Source organism: Acinetobacter sp. SwsAc5 (assembly GCF_013391485.1).
Lineage (GTDB): Bacteria > Pseudomonadota > Gammaproteobacteria > Pseudomonadales > Moraxellaceae > Acinetobacter > Acinetobacter towneri.
On record NZ_JACAXD010000003.1, the window covers coordinates 120,102 to 138,682 of the forward strand.

Consider the following 18,581-nt stretch of genomic DNA (forward strand, 5'->3'; position numbering starts at 1 on the left):
GTTCTATTTTTGGATATGACCGCTTGCGGCAAATTGGCTAAAATATTCGGCATTTTAAATTTTGAGTTGTGTTCAACAACTTTGGTTGTTCTATGTTGAAGTGGATTATTTTGGCGATTTTTATCGCTTCAGCGTTGTATATTCAACAGCGTGGTAAGGTGCGTCATAGTTTTTATCGTCAGTTCTTTGACCATTCTACGATTTTGGCACCGATTAACTATTTAATGTATCTGTTTTCAAAAGTGCCGAATCAACCGTATATCGACACGCAGTACTTTCAAGATTTAAAAGTACTGGATGAAAATTGGGAAATGATTCGTGATGAAGCCAAGGCTCTGTATGAGCAGGGTGGCATTAAAGCCTCAAGTACCTACGATGACTTGGGTTTTAACTCATTCTTTAAAACAGGCTGGAAGCGTTTTTATTTAAAATGGTATGACTCGGCACACCCATCTGCAGCAGAATTATGCCCAAAAACCACAGCTTTATTAAAAACCTTGCCAAGTATTAAAGCAGCCATGTTTACCGAGCTTGCACCCGACAGTCGCTTGGTGCGTCATCGTGACCCGTACGCAGGTTCGTTACGTTATCATTTGGGACTGATGACACCAAATGATGAGCGCTGCTTTATTGATGTAGATGGTGAGCGATATTCATGGCGTGATGGTGAAAGTGTGGTGTTTGATGAAACCTATATTCACTATGCCGAAAATGGCACTGATCAAAACCGTATTATTTTCTTTGCCGATGTTGAGCGTCCGTTAAAATCACGCTTGATGCAAAAGTTTAATCACTGGTTTGGTAAGAATGTCATGACTGCAGCCAGTTCTCCGAATGAAGCCGGTGACCAAACAGGTGGCTTAAATAAAGTCTTTGGTTATGTTTACCAAGTGCGTTTAAAAGCCAAAGCCCTAAAGGCAAGAAATAGCCGTCTGTATTACTTCCTAAAATGGTTTTTGATGTTAGGTATTTTCTTCTTGATTTTTATACGTCCTTATCTGTTTTAAATCATCACAACGCCTTTCGGGGCGTTTTTTTATGGCATTTTTCCATAATTTCAGTTGCAGTCTTCAATTTCACGCTGCTTTTATGTATAGAATGAAGCAACTTAGGGGAAAATTTATGCAAACGTTTCGTTCTAAAAAAGATTGGTGGGTCTTGGCCTTTGTGATTTGTATGTCAGGCTTATTAATTCAATTATTGCTGACCATGTATGCCAAAGGCACGATGCCTGCATTTCCAGTACATACAGGGGTATATATCATCACAATTTTTGTGTTGTGGTGGCCTATTTTTAATACTCGCTATCAGGTCGATGCAGAACGCTTGCAGATTCGCTGTATGTTTTTAAAGTGGGATATTCCACGTGCCAATATTCAGAAAATATCTAAAACCAATAATTCTGTGGCATCACCCGCCTTATCTTTAAAACGTTTAAAAATTGATTATGTGCAAGCAGGGCAGCCAAAATTTGTATTGGTTTCACCTAAAGATCAAGCCAAGTTTAGTCAGGCATTGGGCATAGAAATTACTGACTAATCTGCAAAATTTGAAAGCATCGCCCATACATATCACGGCATATAAGTGTCAAAGCATTGAGGATGAGCATTATCATCCTCAACCAAAGATCAATCTATTTGAATGTGTAATGCGCCTGCATTGCAATCCAGACATAGCTCTGTCCGTTCAGGATAGCTTAAAAAATACAACGCTAAAATAGGTTCTAGCTCGGTACGGATTTTGCGCCCCAAATGCCGAGCGCCGTAACGAATATCATGCCCTTGATAAAAATATGCTTTGGCAGCAGCCGTCAGCTGAACTTGGCGCTGTTGATGTTGCAGGCGACGGTTTAATTTTTCCAACTCAATTTCAACCAGTTGTGGCAAAGCATCGGCAGATACGGCCTGATAATGCAAGCTGCGGTCAATCCGATTTAAAAATTCAGGGTCAAATTTGCGTTGCATGATTTTTTCAATGATCCGTTGTGTGGGCATGCGTGTTAGGCACAGTTGCTGTAATTTTTGCGGCAACAAATTTAGTTTATCCAAGTATTGCTGTGCCGCCTGTGCCCCCATATTGCTGGTCATAAAAATCATGCAATTGCGAAAGTCGATGGTTTTGGTGCCTGCGGTCAGGGTCAGTTTGCCTGTATCCAACACATTCATTAAGCCACGGAGCACTTCAGTTGACGCTTTTTCCAGTTCATCAAACAGCATAATGCCTGGACGGGTATGTGAGCCTGCAATGGCAGTTTCGTCAAATAAACTGTGTCCTTCTTTGGAGCCGACATAACCCGGTGGTGCACCTGTCAGTGCTGCAGCATAATGTTCCTGCGCCAAGGTATTCATATCGATACGGCAGAAAGCATCGGGGCGACCATAAATGGCTTCGGCAATCAGGCGCACCGTTTCGGTCTTGCCAACACCTGTCGGGCCAAGCATTAAAGTCACTGAAAGTGGTCGCTCTGTGCTGGAGAAATCGGCCTTGACCACATACAGCATTTTTTCGATTTCATTCAGCGCTGCATCTTGTCCAATAATCCGTTGACGTAACAATTGCATGACTTGTGTAGGTTCAAAATGAAAGCGCGGCTTGCCAATCAAACGGTCTTTGGCGGATACATACTGATGTGTACTGATCGGCTGGGACGTTGCGGATTGAATGGTCGGTATGCCGTGTGGTGCGGTCGTCATCCTGCACTTTCCTTCTGCTGACAAGATGCCTGAGCATAGCAAATCTTGTGTTGCCGACTGATCGTTTTTAGCACTGAGCTGATCGTTTTAGTGGATAGATCATGCGCTATGCCACAGGATAAAGCTTGAAAAAATCAGATAAAGCAGCACATCATGTAAAGAATGTAGCAAGAATAGGATGACTCGTGAACCCAAACGCAGGTGAGCATATCGAGAAAATTTTGGCAAATATGACCCAATTGCCAGGGGTTTACCGTATGTTGGGTAAAGACGGGGAGTTGTTATATGTCGGCAAAGCCAAAAATTTAAAAAACCGAGTGTCGAGTTATTTTGTCAAAACCATCGAGCATCCTAAAACGCAGGCTTTAGTGGCGCGTATTTATGATATTGAAACTTTGGTGGTGCGTTCCGAAACTGAAGCGTTATTGCTTGAACAAAATCTGATTAAGCTGCATCGTCCACCGTACAATATTATGCTGCGCGATGATAAGTCCTATGTTTATATTTTTGTGTCGGCAGATCAGCCTTATCCGCGTATTGCCAGTGGACGCGGCAAAGGCAAGCATCAGATAGGCAAGTTTTTTGGGCCTTATCCGAGTGCGTACAATGCCCGCGATACTTTGGTGGTGTTACAAAAACTGTTTAATGTGCGGCAGTGTGAAAACAGTTATTTTGCTCAACGGCAGCGTCCGTGTTTGCAATATCAGATCAAACGCTGTTCGGCACCGTGTGTAGGATTGATTTCGCCCGAAGAATATAAAGAAGATGTTAATAATTCGATTCGATTTTTACAGGGCGATAGTAAAGAACTGAATCAGCAATTGATTGCTAAAATGGAAGCTGCAGCCGAAGCGTTGGAATTTGAAAAAGCAGTCTTTTACCGTGACCGTATGGCTTTGTTGCGTGATGTGCAGGCACAGCAAGCCATTTATAAACTCAAAGGCGAAGCCGATATTATCGCAATTGCTTATCAGGCAGGTGTGACCTGTGTGCAAATTATGCATGTGCGCAATGGCAAAATGCTGGGCGGTAAAAGCTATTTTCCTGATATGTTGGGCGATGATTTGGGGCAAATGTTGGCCGATTTTATTGCCAACTTTTACTTTCAGGTGGCCGATGAAATTCCAGCGGAATTGATTGTTAATGTGGAAGTGGCAGATTGCAAAGAGTTGGAACAAGCCTTACAGCAACACTTCGATAAAAAAATTCAAATTAAACATAAAGTGCGTGAAACCCGTGCCGAGTGGCAAGAATTGGCACAAATGAATGTGCAGCATGCCATTAAAGGTAAACTCGCCAATCACTTTGAATTAAATGAGCGTTTTCATCAGTTAGAGCAAGTGGTTGGACGCCCGATTGATCGGATTGAATGTTTTGATATTTCGCACACTATGGGCGAAGACACTGTGGCATCTTGCGTGGTATTTGACAGTGGTGGTATTCGCAAACGTGATTATCGACAATTTTCAATTCAGGATATTCAGGCTGGAGATGACTATGCTGCCATGCGCCAAGCTTTAACGCGCCGTTATAAAAAAGCCATGCTGCCCGATTTATTGCTGATTGATGGCGGTAAAGGGCAGTTGAATATGGCGATGGAGGTCATGCAGGAGTTAGGATTGGATGCCTTTATGATTGGGGTGTCCAAAGGCGAAGGACGCAAACCTGGTCTAGAAACGCTACATTTTACCGATGGCAGCAAAATTCAGCTGCCTGAAGATCATAAGGCGCTGCATTTGATTCAGCAGGTACGTGATGAAGCACACCGATTTGCAATTACCAAGCACCGTGCCAAGCGCGATAAAAAACGTGGCTCATCAATACTTGAAGTGATTCCGGGCTTAGGGCCAAAACGTCGTCGTGATTTACTCACCCATTTTGGTGGCATACAAGGTGTCCTGAAAGCTTCTGAAAAAGAGTTGACTTTAGTACCCGGACTGGGTGAAGTAATGGCGCGTACGATTTATAAAGTGCTGCATGAATGACTAAATTTCCTGCCTCATGCCTTATATTAGCTAAAAATCTTGCGAGATATATCTCTCACGTCGCAAACATAGACGAATTGTCAACAGACCCTATTTACTGCATAAAAAGCAGTATTTTCTACAAAGGTAAATAGCAAAAAAGTGCATTGACTCTGTCTTCATTGAACATTCACATCAGATCGAAACCCTGTAATATCAACCACAACATTGTTTAAGGAAAAGCTATGTCGTTGCTACAGACCTATCAAGCCATTGCCGAGCAAGAATGGATAGACATCCCGCTTGGGTGGTTACAGGGGCGCACTATTTATGGTGGATTGGTGGCAGGTTTGATGATGCAAAAAGCCCAGCTTTGTATTGCCGATCCGAAAAAGCGCTTGCTAAGCAGCAGTGTCACGTTTGTCGGACCTGTGCAACAAGGTCGGGCACGGCTCACGGCGGAAATTCTGCGTGAAGGCAAATCTGTGACCAGTGTCGAAGTTCGTTTATGGCAGGATGATGCAGTACAAAGCATTTTAATTGCCAGTTTTGGTGCGGCACGTGAATCCAGCATTGTGGTGCAACAAGAACGTACTGCGCCCAATTTTCCACCTGCAACGGAATTGCCTGTTACACAGCATCATCCTTTAGCACCTGAATGTTTTCAGCAGATGGATTTGGTTTGGTCTGAAGGACAATATCCGTTTACTGCTAGTCATAAACCTGATTTTGCAGGCTGGATGCGTTTTAACCCAAAACAGCATACGAATCGTGCCATGACCATTGCCGATTTGATGGTGGCTTTTGATATGTGGCCGCCTGGAGTACTGCCGATGTTTGAGCAGCTCGCTCCTGCCAGTTCACTGACTTGGCATGTGACCTATGTCAATCCTTTGCAAAATCAGCTGCAAGATTGGATGAAATATAAAGTTTTTACCGATCATGCTAGCGGTGGTTATGCCACAGAATATGCGCACTTATGGGATGATCAGGATCGGCTAATAGCGATTGCCCGACAGACCATCACCGTGTTTGCCTAGTGACACCTACTAGCATTTCGTATAAAGTGAAGCCTATTCACGATGACAAATCCTCAAAAAACTTGTGAATATGCAGCGTAAAGAGGGGAAACATTGGCGGTGTCTATGACAACAGGTCGTATCCTGAACATTCCAAATATATTAACTTTGGCTCGAATCGCCTTGATTCCTGTTTTTTTGTTGGTGGCGTATTGGCCGCCTGCAATGGGCGTAAATGGTTATGATGGTGGCATGACGCGTCATATTATTTTGACGTCTATTTTTGTGATTGCTGCTGTGACCGACTGGTTTGATGGCTATTTGGCACGTACTTTGAATCAGACCTCTGCATTTGGGCGCTTTTTAGACCCTGTGGCCGATAAACTTATGGTCGCTGCGGCATTGATTGTTTTAGTGCAATGGCAACCGACTATTTCTATGGCTTTTGCCGCGATTGTAATTATTTCCCGTGAAATTACCGTATCTGCCTTACGAGAGTGGATGGCTGAACTCGGCGCACGTACCAGTGTGGCGGTGTCTACAGTGGGGAAATATAAAACAGCATTCCAAATGATTGCGATTTCAGTGTTCTTATTGAACTGGCAACCATTGGAAATGGTGGCTTATTTGTTGCTCTATACTGCTGTAATTCTAACGCTTTGGTCGATGTTTATTTATTTAAAAGCGGCATGGCCATATTTGAAACAACCTTAAATATCGTGATTCTTCATTAAAAAGTGCTTCTGATTGAAGCACTTTTTGATTAACTATGGGTTTCTTCCTCGGCATCATCCTCATAAGTTTTGGCAATTTTTTCAATATTTAAACTTTTTGCCATCGCATCAAAAATTTCTTTATAAACCCCATTTTGATGATAAAGCGCATCATGTTCGCCATGTTCCGCAATCCTGCCATCTTTCATGACATAGGTGTAATCGGCATCAATAATTTGCGATAAGCTATGTGAAATGATGATGACCGTACGCCCTTGTTTAATTTCATCGAGGCTTTGTTTGATTTGTTCGGTTGCAATGGCATCCAGACTAGCAGTCGGTTCATCTAAAAAAATAATAGGTGGATTTTTCAGGAACATACGTGCAAGGGCAATCCGTTGTTGTTGACCGCCTGAAAGCATGAGGGCATCTGCGTCATAAGCCTGAGGCAATTGCAAAATTTGTTCGTGAATAGAGGCTTTTTGGGCTGCCAGAATCACATCTTCCAAGCTTGCATCAGTTTTGCCATAACGAATATTTTCAAAAATAGAGCCTTGGAAAATATGATTTTTTTGCAAAACCAAGCCGATATGGTCACGCAAATATTGAGTGTCGATGTGGTTAATATCAATCCCATCGAGCTGAATTGTTCCCTGTTGTGGTTCATAGAATTTATCTAATAAACTGATCAGGGTAGATTTTCCTGCTCCCGACAATCCCACCAATGCGGTAATTTTATTAGGCTGAATCTGCATTTGAATGTCTTTGAGTGCATGATGTCCATTCGGATAAAAAAAGTTTACCTGTTGCAGATCAAACTGCCCTCGAATAACTGGTTTAAGCGTACCACTTGGCTCAATTTCATGCTCGGCTTCCAAAATTTGAAAGAAGCTTTCTGAATAGATCATTGCATCATTGACTTCATCATAAATACGATGCAATGAGCGAATTGGGGCAGAAACATTGCCAAACAGCAACACGTGATACATGATCATGCCGATGCTCATTTGTCTATCTAACACAAAATAAGCAGTTAAAATAATAATCAGCACCACGCCAATTTGTTCAATAAAGCTTTTTAAACCATCAAATAAAAAACTGGTTTGGCGGGTCTGCATTTGATTGTGGGTCAGTTTTTTCTGCAGGGTGAGTTGTTTTTCTGCTTCGATGCTTTCTCTGTTAAATGATTTAATCACGGTAATTGAGTTGATGATGCTGAGAATCCCTTGGCTTTTTTTCTCACGTCCATCACGTAAATTACGTCGCCAGCTTCCTAGTTTTTGTGCCTGTTGGTAGGTTAGCCAAAAATAAATAGGCACAATGAGTGTCGAGACCAAACCCACGTAAACATTGGCATAATACATTAAGCCCAAAGCCACAATTGCACTGGTAAAGAGTGGCAAAATATCAATAAAGAAAATTTGCACTAAACGGGTGAGTGAACCAATGCCACGATCTATACGTGTTTGTAATTTACCTGCTTGGTTGTTGTCCTGATTAAAAAAGGCCAGTCTGTAACGTAAAAATTTCTCAATAATGCCCTGTGCCAAATCTTGTGACACAAAAATGCGTAGTTTTTCACCATAAAACTTCTGTCCAAACTGCACAAAAGCATTGATGATTTCTTTACCCAGCAAAATGGCTGAAATGGTGATTAAAATGTACCAGCCTGCAGACAGCCCCTGTCCTGCCTCAATTAAGGCGTTAATACGGTCAACAGCGTATTGTAAAGTCAGTGCATTGACTTGAGCTGTTAATGAGCCGATGAGCGTTAAAACTAAGGTGGCAATCACCAAGAGCCGATAAGGTCGAACGAAGGGACGCAATTTTTGAAATAAATGCCATAAATTCATAAGCTATTATTGTTATAAGAACGATGATTTTAAGTCTAAGGATGAACTTCACGACTCACAAGCCAAAAAGCTGTGTCATTTTGTGAGCAGTCCTGATCCTTGTTTTAGATTAAACAATAAGCTATTCAGCATAGGAATGACCATGAATCTAGAATTGTTTGCACCTGAGCGTTGTGACAACGTACTGCCTTATGACGGCATTGTGCAGGACTATGGTTTGGTGCTGAGTGCGGAGCATAGTGAGCGTTATTTGCAGTATTTTCTGCAACATTTGGCATGGCAGCCTGATGAAGGTCTGCTCTTTGGTCAGTATTATCGGACACAGCGCCAAGTGGCATGGTATGGCGATGAGCAGTATCAATATCGTTATTCGGGAGCAGTTAAGCAGGCACTGCTATGGCAGCCTGCTTTGTGGCGATTGAAACAGCAAATTGAACAATGGGTCGGGCATCCCTTTAATTCATGTTTGGCCAATTTATATCAAGATGGTACGCAGGGCTTGGGTTGGCACAGTGATGATGAGCCGAATTTAGGCAGACACGCTGTCATTGCATCTTTGAGTTTGGGGGCAACCCGTAAATTTTGTTTTCAGCATAAACACCGCGCCAACAAGGTTGAGCTACTGTTGCACAGCGGTCAGTTGTTGGTCATGCGTGGCACGACACAACACTATTGGAAACATGCCTTAATGAAGTCCAATAGAATTATACAACCCAGAATTAATCTGACCTTTCGCTATTTTCACACGGCTATTGAATAAAACTTGATTTAGCACTCTAAATCCTTATTCAGGAATAAATTTTAATTGTATTTAAATTCAGTGCTTTAAGGTATCAATAACCTAAATCTTTAAGTGAGTTCTATACTAAAACTGGTATTCAGTACTTCCACCTGTTTTTCAATTTGTTCTGCATTGTCCTGCAAAATTTCAATCAGTTTTTGCAAATTGACAAATTCAAAACGGTTTTTAGATGCCAGCAGCGTCAATGCATAAGGTGCATCTTTAGATGAAAAACGAATCGGTACAGATAAGCCTGCAATTTCTGCATCGAGTTCGCCGTTAGAAAAATAATAGCCTTGTTTTTTGATTTTGCGCATTTGCTGCAAAAAGTCATCTTCATCTTGTGCAAAATTGACTTGTGCCAATTCGGTAGAAAAACGCTGGTAATAGTCTAAAATTTTAGCTTTAGGCAGATGCGCCATAATAATTTTTGGCGATGAGCCGACATAAACAGGACGTGGGCAGCCGCGACCATAAGACAGCAAAGGCGTATCTTTAAAGATTTCGTGATGCACATCAATGCAGGAATCTTGATTGAGTTGGGTCAATAAACAGCAAAATTCTGTACGTTCCGCAATTTTTTTCATAAACGGAATACTGATGGTGACCAAAGGATCGGTCGTGCGAGAGATAAAATCCAATACCGCAATTTTTGGCCCAAGGGTGTAATCTCCCGATGTGCCACTCATGCGCTGCAACAACTCTGCTGAAACCAACTCTTTTAAATAGCGGTAACTGGTAGGCTTAGATAAACCAAGTTCCTCACTAATGGTATCTACATTAATGACAGGACGTGCGGTTGAAAATAAGTCTAAGACTGTGAGAATCTTGCCAAAGCTAGACAGTGCCATGCGGATTTACCCATTCACACCAAAAGGATGGTGTCACTTTATATCAAAAAATCGCCAGACCAATAGACTTTTTAAAGATGGTCTTAGGCATTCTAACGATCAATATCCCAATTCTTTCGTTTGTCGTTGTTATCTATTCAGAAACAGGATTTAAGGCTGAATGCCGTGAGGCTCACGATACCAGCTTTCAATCAATAGTGCTGCGGCAAGACTGTCGGCTGCGAGCTTTTTGCCACGCCCTTGGGCTTGATAATGATCAAGCTCATCACGTGCTTCACGTGTGGTTAGGCGTTCATCGACCATTAGGGTGTTGATATTGCTTTGATGGCGTAAGCGTCTGGCAAACTTACGTGCACGGGTAGACAGTTCCGACTCGCTATCATCCATATTTAAAGGTAAGCCCACTAGAAATAATTGTGGCTGATGTTGCTTGATGATTTTCAGCAAGTTTTCCCATTGTGGAATGCCATCTTTCATGGGGAAGAGGGCGAGTGGGGTCGCACTTTCAATTAGTGCCTGCCCCACAGCCATGCCCATTTTTTGCGTACCGAAGTCAAATGCCATGATAGTTTGGGCTTGTGTTGTTTCAGGCATGACCAATCTCTGAAGATAACCATGTTGGATCTACGCCCATTTTACGATAAGCGGCATCCCAACGGTCGTCATAAGGTAAATTGAAAATCAAGTCCATGTCCGATTCACAAATGAGCCAATCGCCACGGGCAATTTCTTGTTCCAGTTGCTGTTTGCCCCAACTGGCATAGCCCAAGGCAATTTGGTAACGTCCAACGCCTTCGTTGTGGGCAATCGCATCTAAAATATCTTTAGAGGTGGTGATACAGACATTTTCACCAACAGCGATAGATGAATGCCAAGTTGGCTGCCCTGTGTGTAAAACAAAACCTGCCTCAGGTCGTAATGGACCACCTTGTAGAACTTCGTGAGGATGCACATTATCTGCGTCTATATCTAAATCATTGAGTAATTCTTTGATTTGGATACCCGATGGACGGTTGATAATAATGCCTTGCGCACCGTCTTCATCATGACGTGCCAAATAGATGACGGTGTTTGCAAAAAACTCATCATTCATATCGGGCGGGGCTATGAGACAGCGATGCGTCAGATATTGTTTAGTCACCTAAGCAATTCTCCTTAATCTGAGGTGGTGGCAAACAGAACTGTAAACCGACTTGGAAACGTAAACGAGTTACAGCCAAATCATGCAAATATACATTTCTTAGCTGTACTTATCCCATAAAACCACTGTGATGACAACTTTGCTTTGGTAAAAGTGAGACAAAGAATAAATAAAAGAATAAATCTAAAATTTAGAAAAAATGATGTCATTAAATTTATCTATTTAGTTACAAAGTTGAAGATATAGGAACATAATAATTGATTGCTTTATTATCTTTGTGAGGTGGGTTTGTTAAATGTTTCAGTGTATATTTTTTAATCTACTTTTTAATTTTAACTAATGTGATTTCTGTTTTTTAATTGCAAAATAGGCGGTTTTACTACATTTAGATTCTCTTTTATTAAATATTAAGTTTGTCTAATGAGTAGTGGTTTTTTAATATAAAAAATCTATAAGTTTGTTTATCTATTTTGTAAGTTTTGTACTTTAGTGTAAAATTTGTGTTTTTTATAGCTTGATATGTTTCAATAAATATACATAAAATACATATTGAAACAAAAAATGATTGTTTGTAAGATGGTGAAATTTTCATCTTTTATAGCTTTTTTTGATGGTTTAATATGAATTATTTAATAAAGGGAAGTTTGTTTGCTGCTGTTTTTTCAGCTTCAGTTTTTTCTCAAGCAGCAATTTTTGGAACTTATAATGATGAAGGTAATTTATTTCGCAGTCATTTGAATAATCATTTATCTGAAGATTTAGTTGCTAAATTTAAAGATAAAGTAGATTCAAAAGACGGCGTACTATATTTACTGGAGCAGGCACGTCTATTACAAGTCAATCATCAGTATGAAGAAAGTTTGAATCATTATAAGCAGGCTTTTGAATTGCTAGATAAACAAAAAAGTCGTGCAAAAATTAGTCTGAGTCGGGTCGGATTTAAAGCACTTTCTATGGTGAGTAATGATTCGGTGGTGCCTTATTTGGTACCACCTCATGAACAGGTATTGGCACATATTTCTCAAGCCAAAAATTATATTTTTCTAAAAAATCTTGAGGCTGCTGCAGTAGAAATGCGTGTTGCACAGGGTATTCAGCGTGAAATTGAACTGGCACATCAGGCTGAGTTTGAAAAGAAAAAAGAGAAAAATACAAAAGCAAATACATCTTCAAATGCCGCATTGCATGTTTTAGATGAGGCATTTGTTGGCTTAGATCCAATTGCGGGCAAGATTAAGAATACTTATCAAAATGCCTATGCTTTTTATATGGCAGCTAACTTGTGGGAAACCTTAGGCGAATATAACGATGCTTTGGTGGATTACAAAAAAGCTTATGAGTTACAGCCTGATGAGCAGATTGCTAAAGATGTAAAGCGTTTAGATCAATTGGTTGCAAAACAAAGTAATAGTAGTGTGCCTGTTATTGTATTTATTGAACAAGGTATCGTTCCACAGAAAATTGAAAATAAGTTAGATATTCCGACTCCAGGCGGCATTATCAACATTGCTTTTGCGACTTATGAACCTAGCACTTATGTTGCACCCAAAAGCCTGAAAGTGAAGCTGAATAACCGAGTTTTGCAAGACAGTTATGTGATTAGTGATATTGGTGCATTGGCTGTTAAAGACTTAAAAGAAAAAGTCGTTGGAACTTTAACAACCCAAGTGATTCGTGCCACAGCCAAATATGCTGCTCAAAAAGAGCTTGGTAACCAATTTGGTGTTTTAGGGCAATTGGCAGGTAACGTGCTCAATATGGCAACCGAGCGAGCAGATTTACGAGCTTGGACAACTTTGCCAAGTAATACGCAAATTGCACGTCTGAACTTAACGCCAGGGATACACAACTTACAGTTATCGTCAGGTAATTTGTCAAGCTCCTCTGTGAAGTTAGATGTAAAAGCCAATGAGACAGTATTTGTTTATGCACATCATGTAAATGACAAAATTACAGCAAGTGTAAGTAGTATTCCACGCCAATAATTTTGAAGAGAACTTTATGAAAAATCAGTTAAAACTCGCATTACTCGGTCTTAGTGCTGCGGCGATGGTTGGATGTACAGCCCCTAATGCTTTGTCTACACAGACAGATGCGAATAACGAAGTAAGTATTCGCACCATTACCAATAACCCAGTCTTAACCACTGAGGTATTTGTTGAGCGTGTGGGAATGTCTATGGCAGGCGACTTAAAAAAGGCATCAATTGCCATTAAAAACCGCCGTTTCAATAACAAAGATTTTAGCTACAAAATCGTATGGGTCGATGCACATGGAGCAGAAGTGAACCCTGAAGGTGCGATTTGGAAACCAATTCAGTTAACGGGTCGAGAGGTGAAGGGCGTGCAATCTTTAGCACCAAATCCATCGGCTGTAGATGTTGTTGTGTATTTAAAGAAATAAGCGAGATAGAGCAATGAATGCAAAGTTAATCATGGCTGTGGTAGCAACTTCTGTTTTGGCAACAGGTTGTGCAACAACGGGTAGTGCAGTGAGTTATGGTGATGCTCAAGCTGTAGAAACTTTAACGAAAGATTTTGGATCGACAGATCTACAAATGATTGCTGCAAAGATGGTGGATGATATGCTGACCTTCCCACCTGTGGTGCAAATGACGCAAACTCGTCGTCCAGTCATTGTGCTTGATCGTATTCATAACAAGACACAAGAACATATCGATACAGAATCTATTACAGATACGATTCAGAACAAATTAATTAATTCAGGGAAGTTTCGTTTTGTAGATATGAAATCTGTCAATGCGATGGCGCAGCAACTTGCCTATCAAAAGCAAAGCGGCATGGTCAATCAAGCGACTGCAGTGCGTACTGGTGGACATATCGGTGCTGAATATATGCTCAATGGCAATCTATCTAGTATTGTAAAAAATGCAGGTGGTAAGAGCGATGTGTATTACAAGTTCACATTTAAATTGCAGAACTTACAAACTGGCATTGTAGAGTGGACAGGCGAAAAAGAAATCCGTAAGGCAGCAAAGCGCTCAACTTTTGGTCTTTAATTTAATCTGAAAGCAACTGCGCTGTGATAAGCGCAGTTGCTGTTGAAGAATAGAACATGAAAAAAATATTATTTGCAGGCTTATTATCTGGATTACTGTGCAGTCCTGCTTTTGCTGCGATTAAAGAAGTGATTAAAGAGGCAACGGGTAGTGGTCCAACACAACACCAAGCTATTTCTGAAGCATTATTGATTGCAGTTCAATCGGTGAATGGTGCTTCGGTATCGTCACAAATGAATTATGAAGAAACAGTTTCTTTATCTGTAAATAATCAGGGCTGGACATATACGGGTAAAGTTTCACCTGTATTTAGTGTAGCCAATCAAGGTTCGGGTTCTGTCACCAAGTTTCAGGTCTTGAGTGTTTCTGGTGCTAAAAATAATTATCGCGCTAAAGTTCGCGCACATGTGGTGAAGTTTGAATCTACTGTACAAGATCAACACATGCGCCGTATTGCAGTCTTGCCATTTCAAATGGCAGAAAAAAATAACCGCTTAGCCAGCGGTGCTTCTGCTTCTGAGTTTAGTCAAGAATTATCAGATACTTTAGGTACTTATTTGGCACAGTCAGGGCAGTTAAGTGTTGTTGATCGTCATTACATAGATGAAATGCAATTTGAAAATGACTTCCTGTATTGGGATGGTGCACCGCATGAGTTAGCGCGTATTGGTCAAAAAGTAGGTGCTGATTATTTACTCGTGGGGCGTATTAACGATTTGTCAGTTGCTAGCGGTCAACAAATGTATGGGTTAAATGCTGGTGCAGAGCAGGTGCGTTTAACGTGGCGAGTGATTGAAGCGAATACCAGTAAGGTAGTTGCGGCAGGGACTTTTAATCGTACCTTATCGAACTTGATGACACAGAATCTTTTAAATAATAGTTTAAATGATAGTACTGCAGATAAGATTGCCCAAAGTTTAAATCCTGAAATTTTACAGGGTCTTAAACTACAACCTGTGCAATCTTCTAGCAGTCAATTTTATGATACCTCTCCAGGTTATGAAATGACACCTGGTTCAAGTGACCAACCTGTGAAATGGTAAATAATGATTAAGCTTGTTTTAGACCTAAATAAATCACCCTGAAAATCAGGGGATTTATTTTTTAAGCCTGTTGAAACTTCAATTGGCGTAATTGTTTGGCGTGTTGCAAGGTAGTGTCATTAATTTCAACACCGCCTGTCATGCGTGCCAATTCTAAAATACGCGCATCTTCTTCTAATTCAACAATGGTACTGCTGGCAGGATCGGTCTGACGCTTTTTCACCAAAAGGTGCTGATCAGACTGTGCAGCTACTTGTGCTTGGTGGGTAATACATAAAATTTGAACGTGTTGCGCCAAACCTGCGAGCAAACGCCCCACAATTTCAGCAGTACCACCACTAATCCCGACATCAATTTCATCAAAAACCAAAACTTCAGCTTCGGTTTTTTCGGCATTCATGACTTGCATGACCAAGGCAATCCGCGATAATTCGCCACCAGAAGCCACACGTGCTAATGGCTGAGCAGGAATACCTTTGTTGGCAGTAAACAGTAGTTGAATAAAACTTAACCCCTCCGCAGAAACCTGCTCTAAAGGTTCAAACTTAAATTCAAAATGTGCCTCAGGCAGTGCCAACTGTTTGACTTGCTCGGTCAGTTGTTTGGCAAGTGGTGCGGCTGCTTCACGACGGATGTCATCTAAATGTTGTGCTTTGGCTAAAAAGTCCTGATGTGCCACTTCGACTTGTTCTGCCAAAGTTTCAGGGTCTTCAAGTTCATGTAAAGCAGTGAGCTCAGTTTGCCAAGTATCAAATTCTTGTTTTAATAATTCAGGTTGTGTGCGGTATTTACGCGCTAAACGATGAAAGACTTCTAATTTTTGATTCAGTTCTTCCATGCGTTCAGGGTCAAAGCTTTGACGATCAATAAACTGACGTAAATTGGCTGTCGCATCATCTAATTCACTTTGCGCATTTAACAATGAGTTATAAATTTCTGATAATTGTTCACTTCGTCCCGCATGCGATTCCAAGCGGCGAATAATCGAAGCAATTTCCTGAGTGATGTTTTGCTCGGCTTCGTCTAAGGCATTTAAGCTATAACTGCAGTCCTGCATGATATGTTCATGATGGCTTAGGCGATCAAACTCTTGTTCAATCTCCTTATAATCGATTTGTACCAGTTCTTCGAGTTCTTCGAGCTGTAAGTTCAGGGTTTCGATGCGTTGCTTGCGGGTTGCCTGTGCATCCAGCGCTGCCTGATGCTGTCGGATATTTTTTTGCCAGGTACTATAAGCATCACGTACTGCTTGGGCAGGGGCATAAAAATTATAATAACGATCAAGCCAGTGTTTTGGATAAGGCGGTTCGAGCAATTGTTGCTGACTGTGCTGACTGTATAACTGTACCAGTAAGCGTCCAATTTCTTTCAGCTCTGCCAAACTGCTTGGACGACCATTAATCCATGCTTTGCTGCGGCCTGTGGCAAAAATTACCCGACGTAAATGGATTTCACCAGACTCATCATCTAATTCATGTTCTTTTAGCCATTGTGCTTCAGGGCTATTGTCCTGATAACTGAAACTCGCGGTCACATCGGCTTTATCTGAGCCAAAACGTACATAATTGGTATCGGTACGTTCACCTAAACAGGCAGAGAGCGCATCTAAAAGTAAGGATTTACCTGCACCTGTTTCCCCTGTCAGAACGTTAAAACCTGTTTCAATATCCAGTGCTAAGTGGTCGGCAAGGGCAAAGTTAATCAGTGTTAAATGAGTCAGCATAAACGCATCCAAGCTGCGAAAAGTGTCAGTGAAAGAGAGTTAAGTTTTGGAAATGCCATAACAAGGCTGTTATTTTCGTCTGTTTAATTCTAGCTTAAATTGCAGCACAAACAACAAAAAATGTACCCGATAAGCATCCTATATAAAACGCAAGACTCGTTGACCATTTCATTTGATAGTCATCAAATTGCAGTATATTCGCTTAGGAAGTTTTTAGGTGCTGCCTGATCGGGTGAAACTTAAATGATACACATACTATTTGTGATCTGTTTCACATTCAGATTTAGCACTTTAGTGGGGAAGAATCTAGAGCAGAGTACTTTGCATGCCTCTGGCATTGGCTTAGACTGTGCTGTCAGCGTGTTGCATGCTGCGTATTGAAACATTGTTCAATTTACGCAAAGCCCACTGTAAACACAGATTGATTAGTTCTGAGGACAGAATTAAACTACATCAGTCAAAAATATAAAAACGCGTTACCTGGAGAATACGCATGTCAGCTCAGTTTGATCATGTATCAGTTGTGAAAAAGTCGAATGTCTATTTTGGTGGGCAATGCATCAGTCACACGGTGCAATTTGAAGACGGTACCAAAAAAACCTTAGGGGTAATTTTACCGACTGAACAAGCCTTGACTTTCGAAACGCATGTACCTGAACGTATGGAAATTATTTCAGGTGAATGTCGTGTCAAAATTGCCGATAGCGAAGAAAGTGAATTATTCCGCGCGGGTCAATCGTTCTATGTGCCTGGCAATAGCCGTTTCAGCATCGAAACCGATGAAGTGCTCGATTACGTGTGCCACTTAGAAGGCTAATCAGCCGATAATAGGGTATTGAATTAAGATTTCATTTTTCTCCTGCTTGAGCACCCAATCAAGCGGAATTGAATCAAGAAATTTTCACCCGAATCGGTTAAACTAGATCTTATTGAAATCCTGTAAAGTCAGCTTTGCAGGATTTTTCGTTTTCGCTGGTTTATTGGTGCATTAATTAGAGGTCGTTCATGGCAAAACCTGAATATTATTATGGCGTTCACTCGGTGGAGTCATTATTGGAGCTTGAGCCAGAGCGCGTCTTAACTCTTTTTACCTTAAAAGGGCGTGATGATCAGCGTTTACAAAAGATTTTAGAACTTGCCGAACCATTTGGCATTAGTGTGCAAAAAGCCAGCCGTGACAGCTTGGAAAAACTGGCAGGTTTGCCTTTTCACCAAGGAGTGGTGGCTGCAGTACGCCCACATCCAACTCTGAATGAAAAAGACTTGGATGCCTTGTTGCAGGCTGATAGCAAGCCTTTACTTTTGGCGCTCGACCAAGTCACCGACCCGCATAACTTGGGTGCGTGTATCCGTACTGCCGCTGCGATGGGGGTTACTGCCGTGATTGTGCCGCGTGATCGTTCAGCAAGTTTGACCCCAACTGCACGCAAAGTAGCTGCAGGTGGTGCAGAAAAAGTCAAATTTATCCAAGTGACCAATTTGGCACGTACTTTGGCGCATTTGAAACAAGAGTTTAATGTGCGCGTGGTGGGTACGATGCTGGATGAAAAAGCTTTGCCAATTCAGCAATTTGACTTTACAGGCACAGCAGTATGCGTGGTGATGGGCGCAGAAGATATAGGTTTACGCCCAATTACCCAGTCACAATGTGATCAAACCGTATTTATTCCAATGGCAGGAAATCTGCAAAGTCTGAATGTCAGTGTTGCAACAGGTATGGCCTTGTATGAAGCTTGTCGTCAGCGTCAGGCTTAATTGCTGATTTTGTATTTGCTATTTTA

General features: G+C 41.3%; 18 protein-coding genes. 12 read left to right on the plus strand and 6 right to left on the minus strand.

Annotated features, from left to right (window positions below; translation table 11 throughout):
* Positions 1-92: 92 nt before the first annotated feature.
* A complete protein-coding gene (gene lpxO, locus HYG89_RS02830) occupies positions 93-1,007 on the plus strand; it encodes a lipid A hydroxylase LpxO (protein ID WP_178865987.1) in 915 nt (304 codons plus the stop codon).
* A 115-nt stretch (positions 1,008-1,122) separates the two neighbouring features.
* Positions 1,123-1,539, plus strand: a complete 417-nt coding sequence (locus HYG89_RS02835; RefSeq protein ID WP_168417600.1) for a PH domain-containing protein — start codon at positions 1,123-1,125, stop codon at positions 1,537-1,539.
* A gap of 89 nt (positions 1,540-1,628) precedes the next feature.
* Here the strand turns inward: HYG89_RS02835 and HYG89_RS02840 are convergent, their stop codons facing one another.
* Positions 1,629-2,693, minus strand: a complete 1,065-nt coding sequence (locus tag HYG89_RS02840) for an AAA family ATPase (protein ID WP_178865989.1) — start codon at positions 2,691-2,693, stop codon at positions 1,629-1,631.
* A 185-nt stretch (positions 2,694-2,878) separates the two neighbouring features.
* Between HYG89_RS02840 and uvrC the strand changes: the two genes are divergently transcribed.
* The 3 genes from uvrC to pgsA all read left to right on the plus strand — a co-directional run bounded on the left by uvrC (position 2,879) and on the right by pgsA (position 6,390).
* Entirely contained in the window at positions 2,879-4,678 is a 1,800-nt protein-coding gene (uvrC, locus tag HYG89_RS02845; protein ID WP_004975832.1) for an excinuclease ABC subunit UvrC, read from the plus strand.
* A gap of 224 nt (positions 4,679-4,902) precedes the next feature.
* The gene (locus HYG89_RS02850) at positions 4,903-5,697 is read left to right on the plus strand and encodes a thioesterase family protein (protein ID WP_096901351.1); all 795 of its coding nucleotides are present in this window, start codon (positions 4,903-4,905) and stop codon (positions 5,695-5,697) included.
* Between the two features lie 105 nt (positions 5,698-5,802).
* Entirely contained in the window at positions 5,803-6,390 is a 588-nt protein-coding gene (gene pgsA / locus HYG89_RS02855; protein ID WP_004975835.1) for a CDP-diacylglycerol--glycerol-3-phosphate 3-phosphatidyltransferase, read from the plus strand.
* 49 nt (positions 6,391-6,439) lie between these two features.
* On the opposite strand, the gene HYG89_RS02860 is transcribed toward pgsA, so the two are convergent.
* The gene (locus HYG89_RS02860; protein ID WP_178865991.1) at positions 6,440-8,242 is read right to left on the minus strand and encodes an ABC transporter ATP-binding protein; all 1,803 of its coding nucleotides are present in this window, start codon (positions 8,240-8,242) and stop codon (positions 6,440-6,442) included.
* Positions 8,243-8,384: 142 nt separating this feature from the next.
* Between HYG89_RS02860 and HYG89_RS02865 the strand changes: the two genes are divergently transcribed.
* Positions 8,385-9,002, plus strand: coding sequence for an alpha-ketoglutarate-dependent dioxygenase AlkB (locus HYG89_RS02865; protein WP_096901349.1), 618 nt, complete (start codon positions 8,385-8,387; stop codon positions 9,000-9,002).
* A gap of 89 nt (positions 9,003-9,091) precedes the next feature.
* Here the strand turns inward: HYG89_RS02865 and HYG89_RS02870 are convergent, their stop codons facing one another.
* From HYG89_RS02870 to HYG89_RS02880, 3 genes are all read right to left on the minus strand, one after another.
* Positions 9,092-9,874: an IclR family transcriptional regulator gene (locus HYG89_RS02870; RefSeq protein WP_167845729.1), complete on the minus strand. Its 783-nt coding sequence runs from the start codon at positions 9,872-9,874 to the stop codon at positions 9,092-9,094.
* A 150-nt stretch (positions 9,875-10,024) separates the two neighbouring features.
* A complete protein-coding gene (gene ruvX, locus HYG89_RS02875) occupies positions 10,025-10,468 on the minus strand; it encodes a Holliday junction resolvase RuvX (protein WP_104852952.1) in 444 nt (147 codons plus the stop codon).
* Positions 10,461-11,015, minus strand: a complete 555-nt coding sequence (locus HYG89_RS02880; RefSeq protein WP_004975844.1) for a YqgE/AlgH family protein — start codon at positions 11,013-11,015, stop codon at positions 10,461-10,463. Before HYG89_RS02880 ends, ruvX begins: the two co-directional genes overlap by 8 nt.
* A 620-nt stretch (positions 11,016-11,635) precedes the next feature.
* Here HYG89_RS02880 and HYG89_RS02885 point away from each other — a divergent pair.
* From HYG89_RS02885 to HYG89_RS02900, 4 genes are read left to right on the plus strand one after another with little or no spacing between them, the layout of a single operon-like run.
* Complete coding sequence (locus HYG89_RS02885; RefSeq protein ID WP_178865993.1) at positions 11,636-13,000, plus strand: COG3014 family protein; 1,365 nt, start codon at positions 11,636-11,638, stop codon at positions 12,998-13,000.
* 16 nt (positions 13,001-13,016) lie between these two features.
* Positions 13,017-13,418: a DUF1425 domain-containing protein gene (locus tag HYG89_RS02890; protein WP_004975847.1), complete on the plus strand. Its 402-nt coding sequence runs from the start codon at positions 13,017-13,019 to the stop codon at positions 13,416-13,418.
* A gap of 13 nt (positions 13,419-13,431) precedes the next feature.
* Positions 13,432-14,034 (plus strand): penicillin-binding protein activator LpoB, encoded by a 603-nt coding sequence (lpoB, locus tag HYG89_RS02895; protein ID WP_004975849.1) that lies wholly within the window; start codon positions 13,432-13,434, stop codon positions 14,032-14,034.
* Between the two features lie 56 nt (positions 14,035-14,090).
* Positions 14,091-15,077, plus strand: coding sequence for a CsgG/HfaB family protein (locus tag HYG89_RS02900; protein ID WP_004975851.1), 987 nt, complete (start codon positions 14,091-14,093; stop codon positions 15,075-15,077).
* Between the two features lie 61 nt (positions 15,078-15,138).
* Here the strand turns inward: HYG89_RS02900 and recN are convergent, their stop codons facing one another.
* Positions 15,139-16,800, minus strand: a complete 1,662-nt coding sequence (recN, locus tag HYG89_RS02905; RefSeq protein WP_004975853.1) for a DNA repair protein RecN — start codon at positions 16,798-16,800, stop codon at positions 15,139-15,141.
* A gap of 493 nt (positions 16,801-17,293) precedes the next feature.
* Here recN and HYG89_RS02910 point away from each other — a divergent pair, with 493 nt between their 5' ends.
* The gene (locus tag HYG89_RS02910) at positions 17,294-17,617 is read left to right on the plus strand and encodes a pyrimidine/purine nucleoside phosphorylase (RefSeq protein WP_004975854.1); all 324 of its coding nucleotides are present in this window, start codon (positions 17,294-17,296) and stop codon (positions 17,615-17,617) included.
* 188 nt (positions 17,618-17,805) lie between these two features.
* Positions 17,806-18,555 (plus strand): 23S rRNA (guanosine(2251)-2'-O)-methyltransferase RlmB, encoded by a 750-nt coding sequence (gene rlmB / locus HYG89_RS02915; RefSeq protein ID WP_178865995.1) that lies wholly within the window; start codon positions 17,806-17,808, stop codon positions 18,553-18,555.
* The last annotated feature ends 26 nt before the right edge of the window (positions 18,556-18,581 follow it).

Coding starts and splice junctions, on each gene's coding strand:
- lpoB (WP_004975849.1), top strand. CDS start 13,432: ATGAATGCAAAGTTAATCATGGCTGTGGTAGCAACTTCTGTTTTGGCA.
- recN (WP_004975853.1), bottom strand. CDS start 16,800: ATGCTGACTCATTTAACACTGATTAACTTTGCCCTTGCCGACCACTTA.
- rlmB (WP_178865995.1), top strand. CDS start 17,806: ATGGCAAAACCTGAATATTATTATGGCGTTCACTCGGTGGAGTCATTA.
- HYG89_RS02890 (WP_004975847.1), top strand. CDS start 13,017: ATGAAAAATCAGTTAAAACTCGCATTACTCGGTCTTAGTGCTGCGGCG.
- HYG89_RS02850 (WP_096901351.1), top strand. CDS start 4,903: ATGTCGTTGCTACAGACCTATCAAGCCATTGCCGAGCAAGAATGGATA.
- HYG89_RS02900 (WP_004975851.1), top strand. CDS start 14,091: ATGAAAAAAATATTATTTGCAGGCTTATTATCTGGATTACTGTGCAGT.
- HYG89_RS02840 (WP_178865989.1), bottom strand. CDS start 2,693: ATGACGACCGCACCACACGGCATACCGACCATTCAATCCGCAACGTCC.
- pgsA (WP_004975835.1), top strand. CDS start 5,803: ATGACAACAGGTCGTATCCTGAACATTCCAAATATATTAACTTTGGCT.
- HYG89_RS02865 (WP_096901349.1), top strand. CDS start 8,385: ATGAATCTAGAATTGTTTGCACCTGAGCGTTGTGACAACGTACTGCCT.
- HYG89_RS02860 (WP_178865991.1), bottom strand. CDS start 8,242: ATGAATTTATGGCATTTATTTCAAAAATTGCGTCCCTTCGTTCGACCT.
- ruvX (WP_104852952.1), bottom strand. CDS start 10,468: ATGCCTGAAACAACACAAGCCCAAACTATCATGGCATTTGACTTCGGT.
- HYG89_RS02910 (WP_004975854.1), top strand. CDS start 17,294: ATGTCAGCTCAGTTTGATCATGTATCAGTTGTGAAAAAGTCGAATGTC.
- HYG89_RS02870 (WP_167845729.1), bottom strand. CDS start 9,874: ATGGCACTGTCTAGCTTTGGCAAGATTCTCACAGTCTTAGACTTATTT.
- HYG89_RS02835 (WP_168417600.1), top strand. CDS start 1,123: ATGCAAACGTTTCGTTCTAAAAAAGATTGGTGGGTCTTGGCCTTTGTG.
- lpxO (WP_178865987.1), top strand. CDS start 93: ATGTTGAAGTGGATTATTTTGGCGATTTTTATCGCTTCAGCGTTGTAT.
- HYG89_RS02885 (WP_178865993.1), top strand. CDS start 11,636: ATGAATTATTTAATAAAGGGAAGTTTGTTTGCTGCTGTTTTTTCAGCT.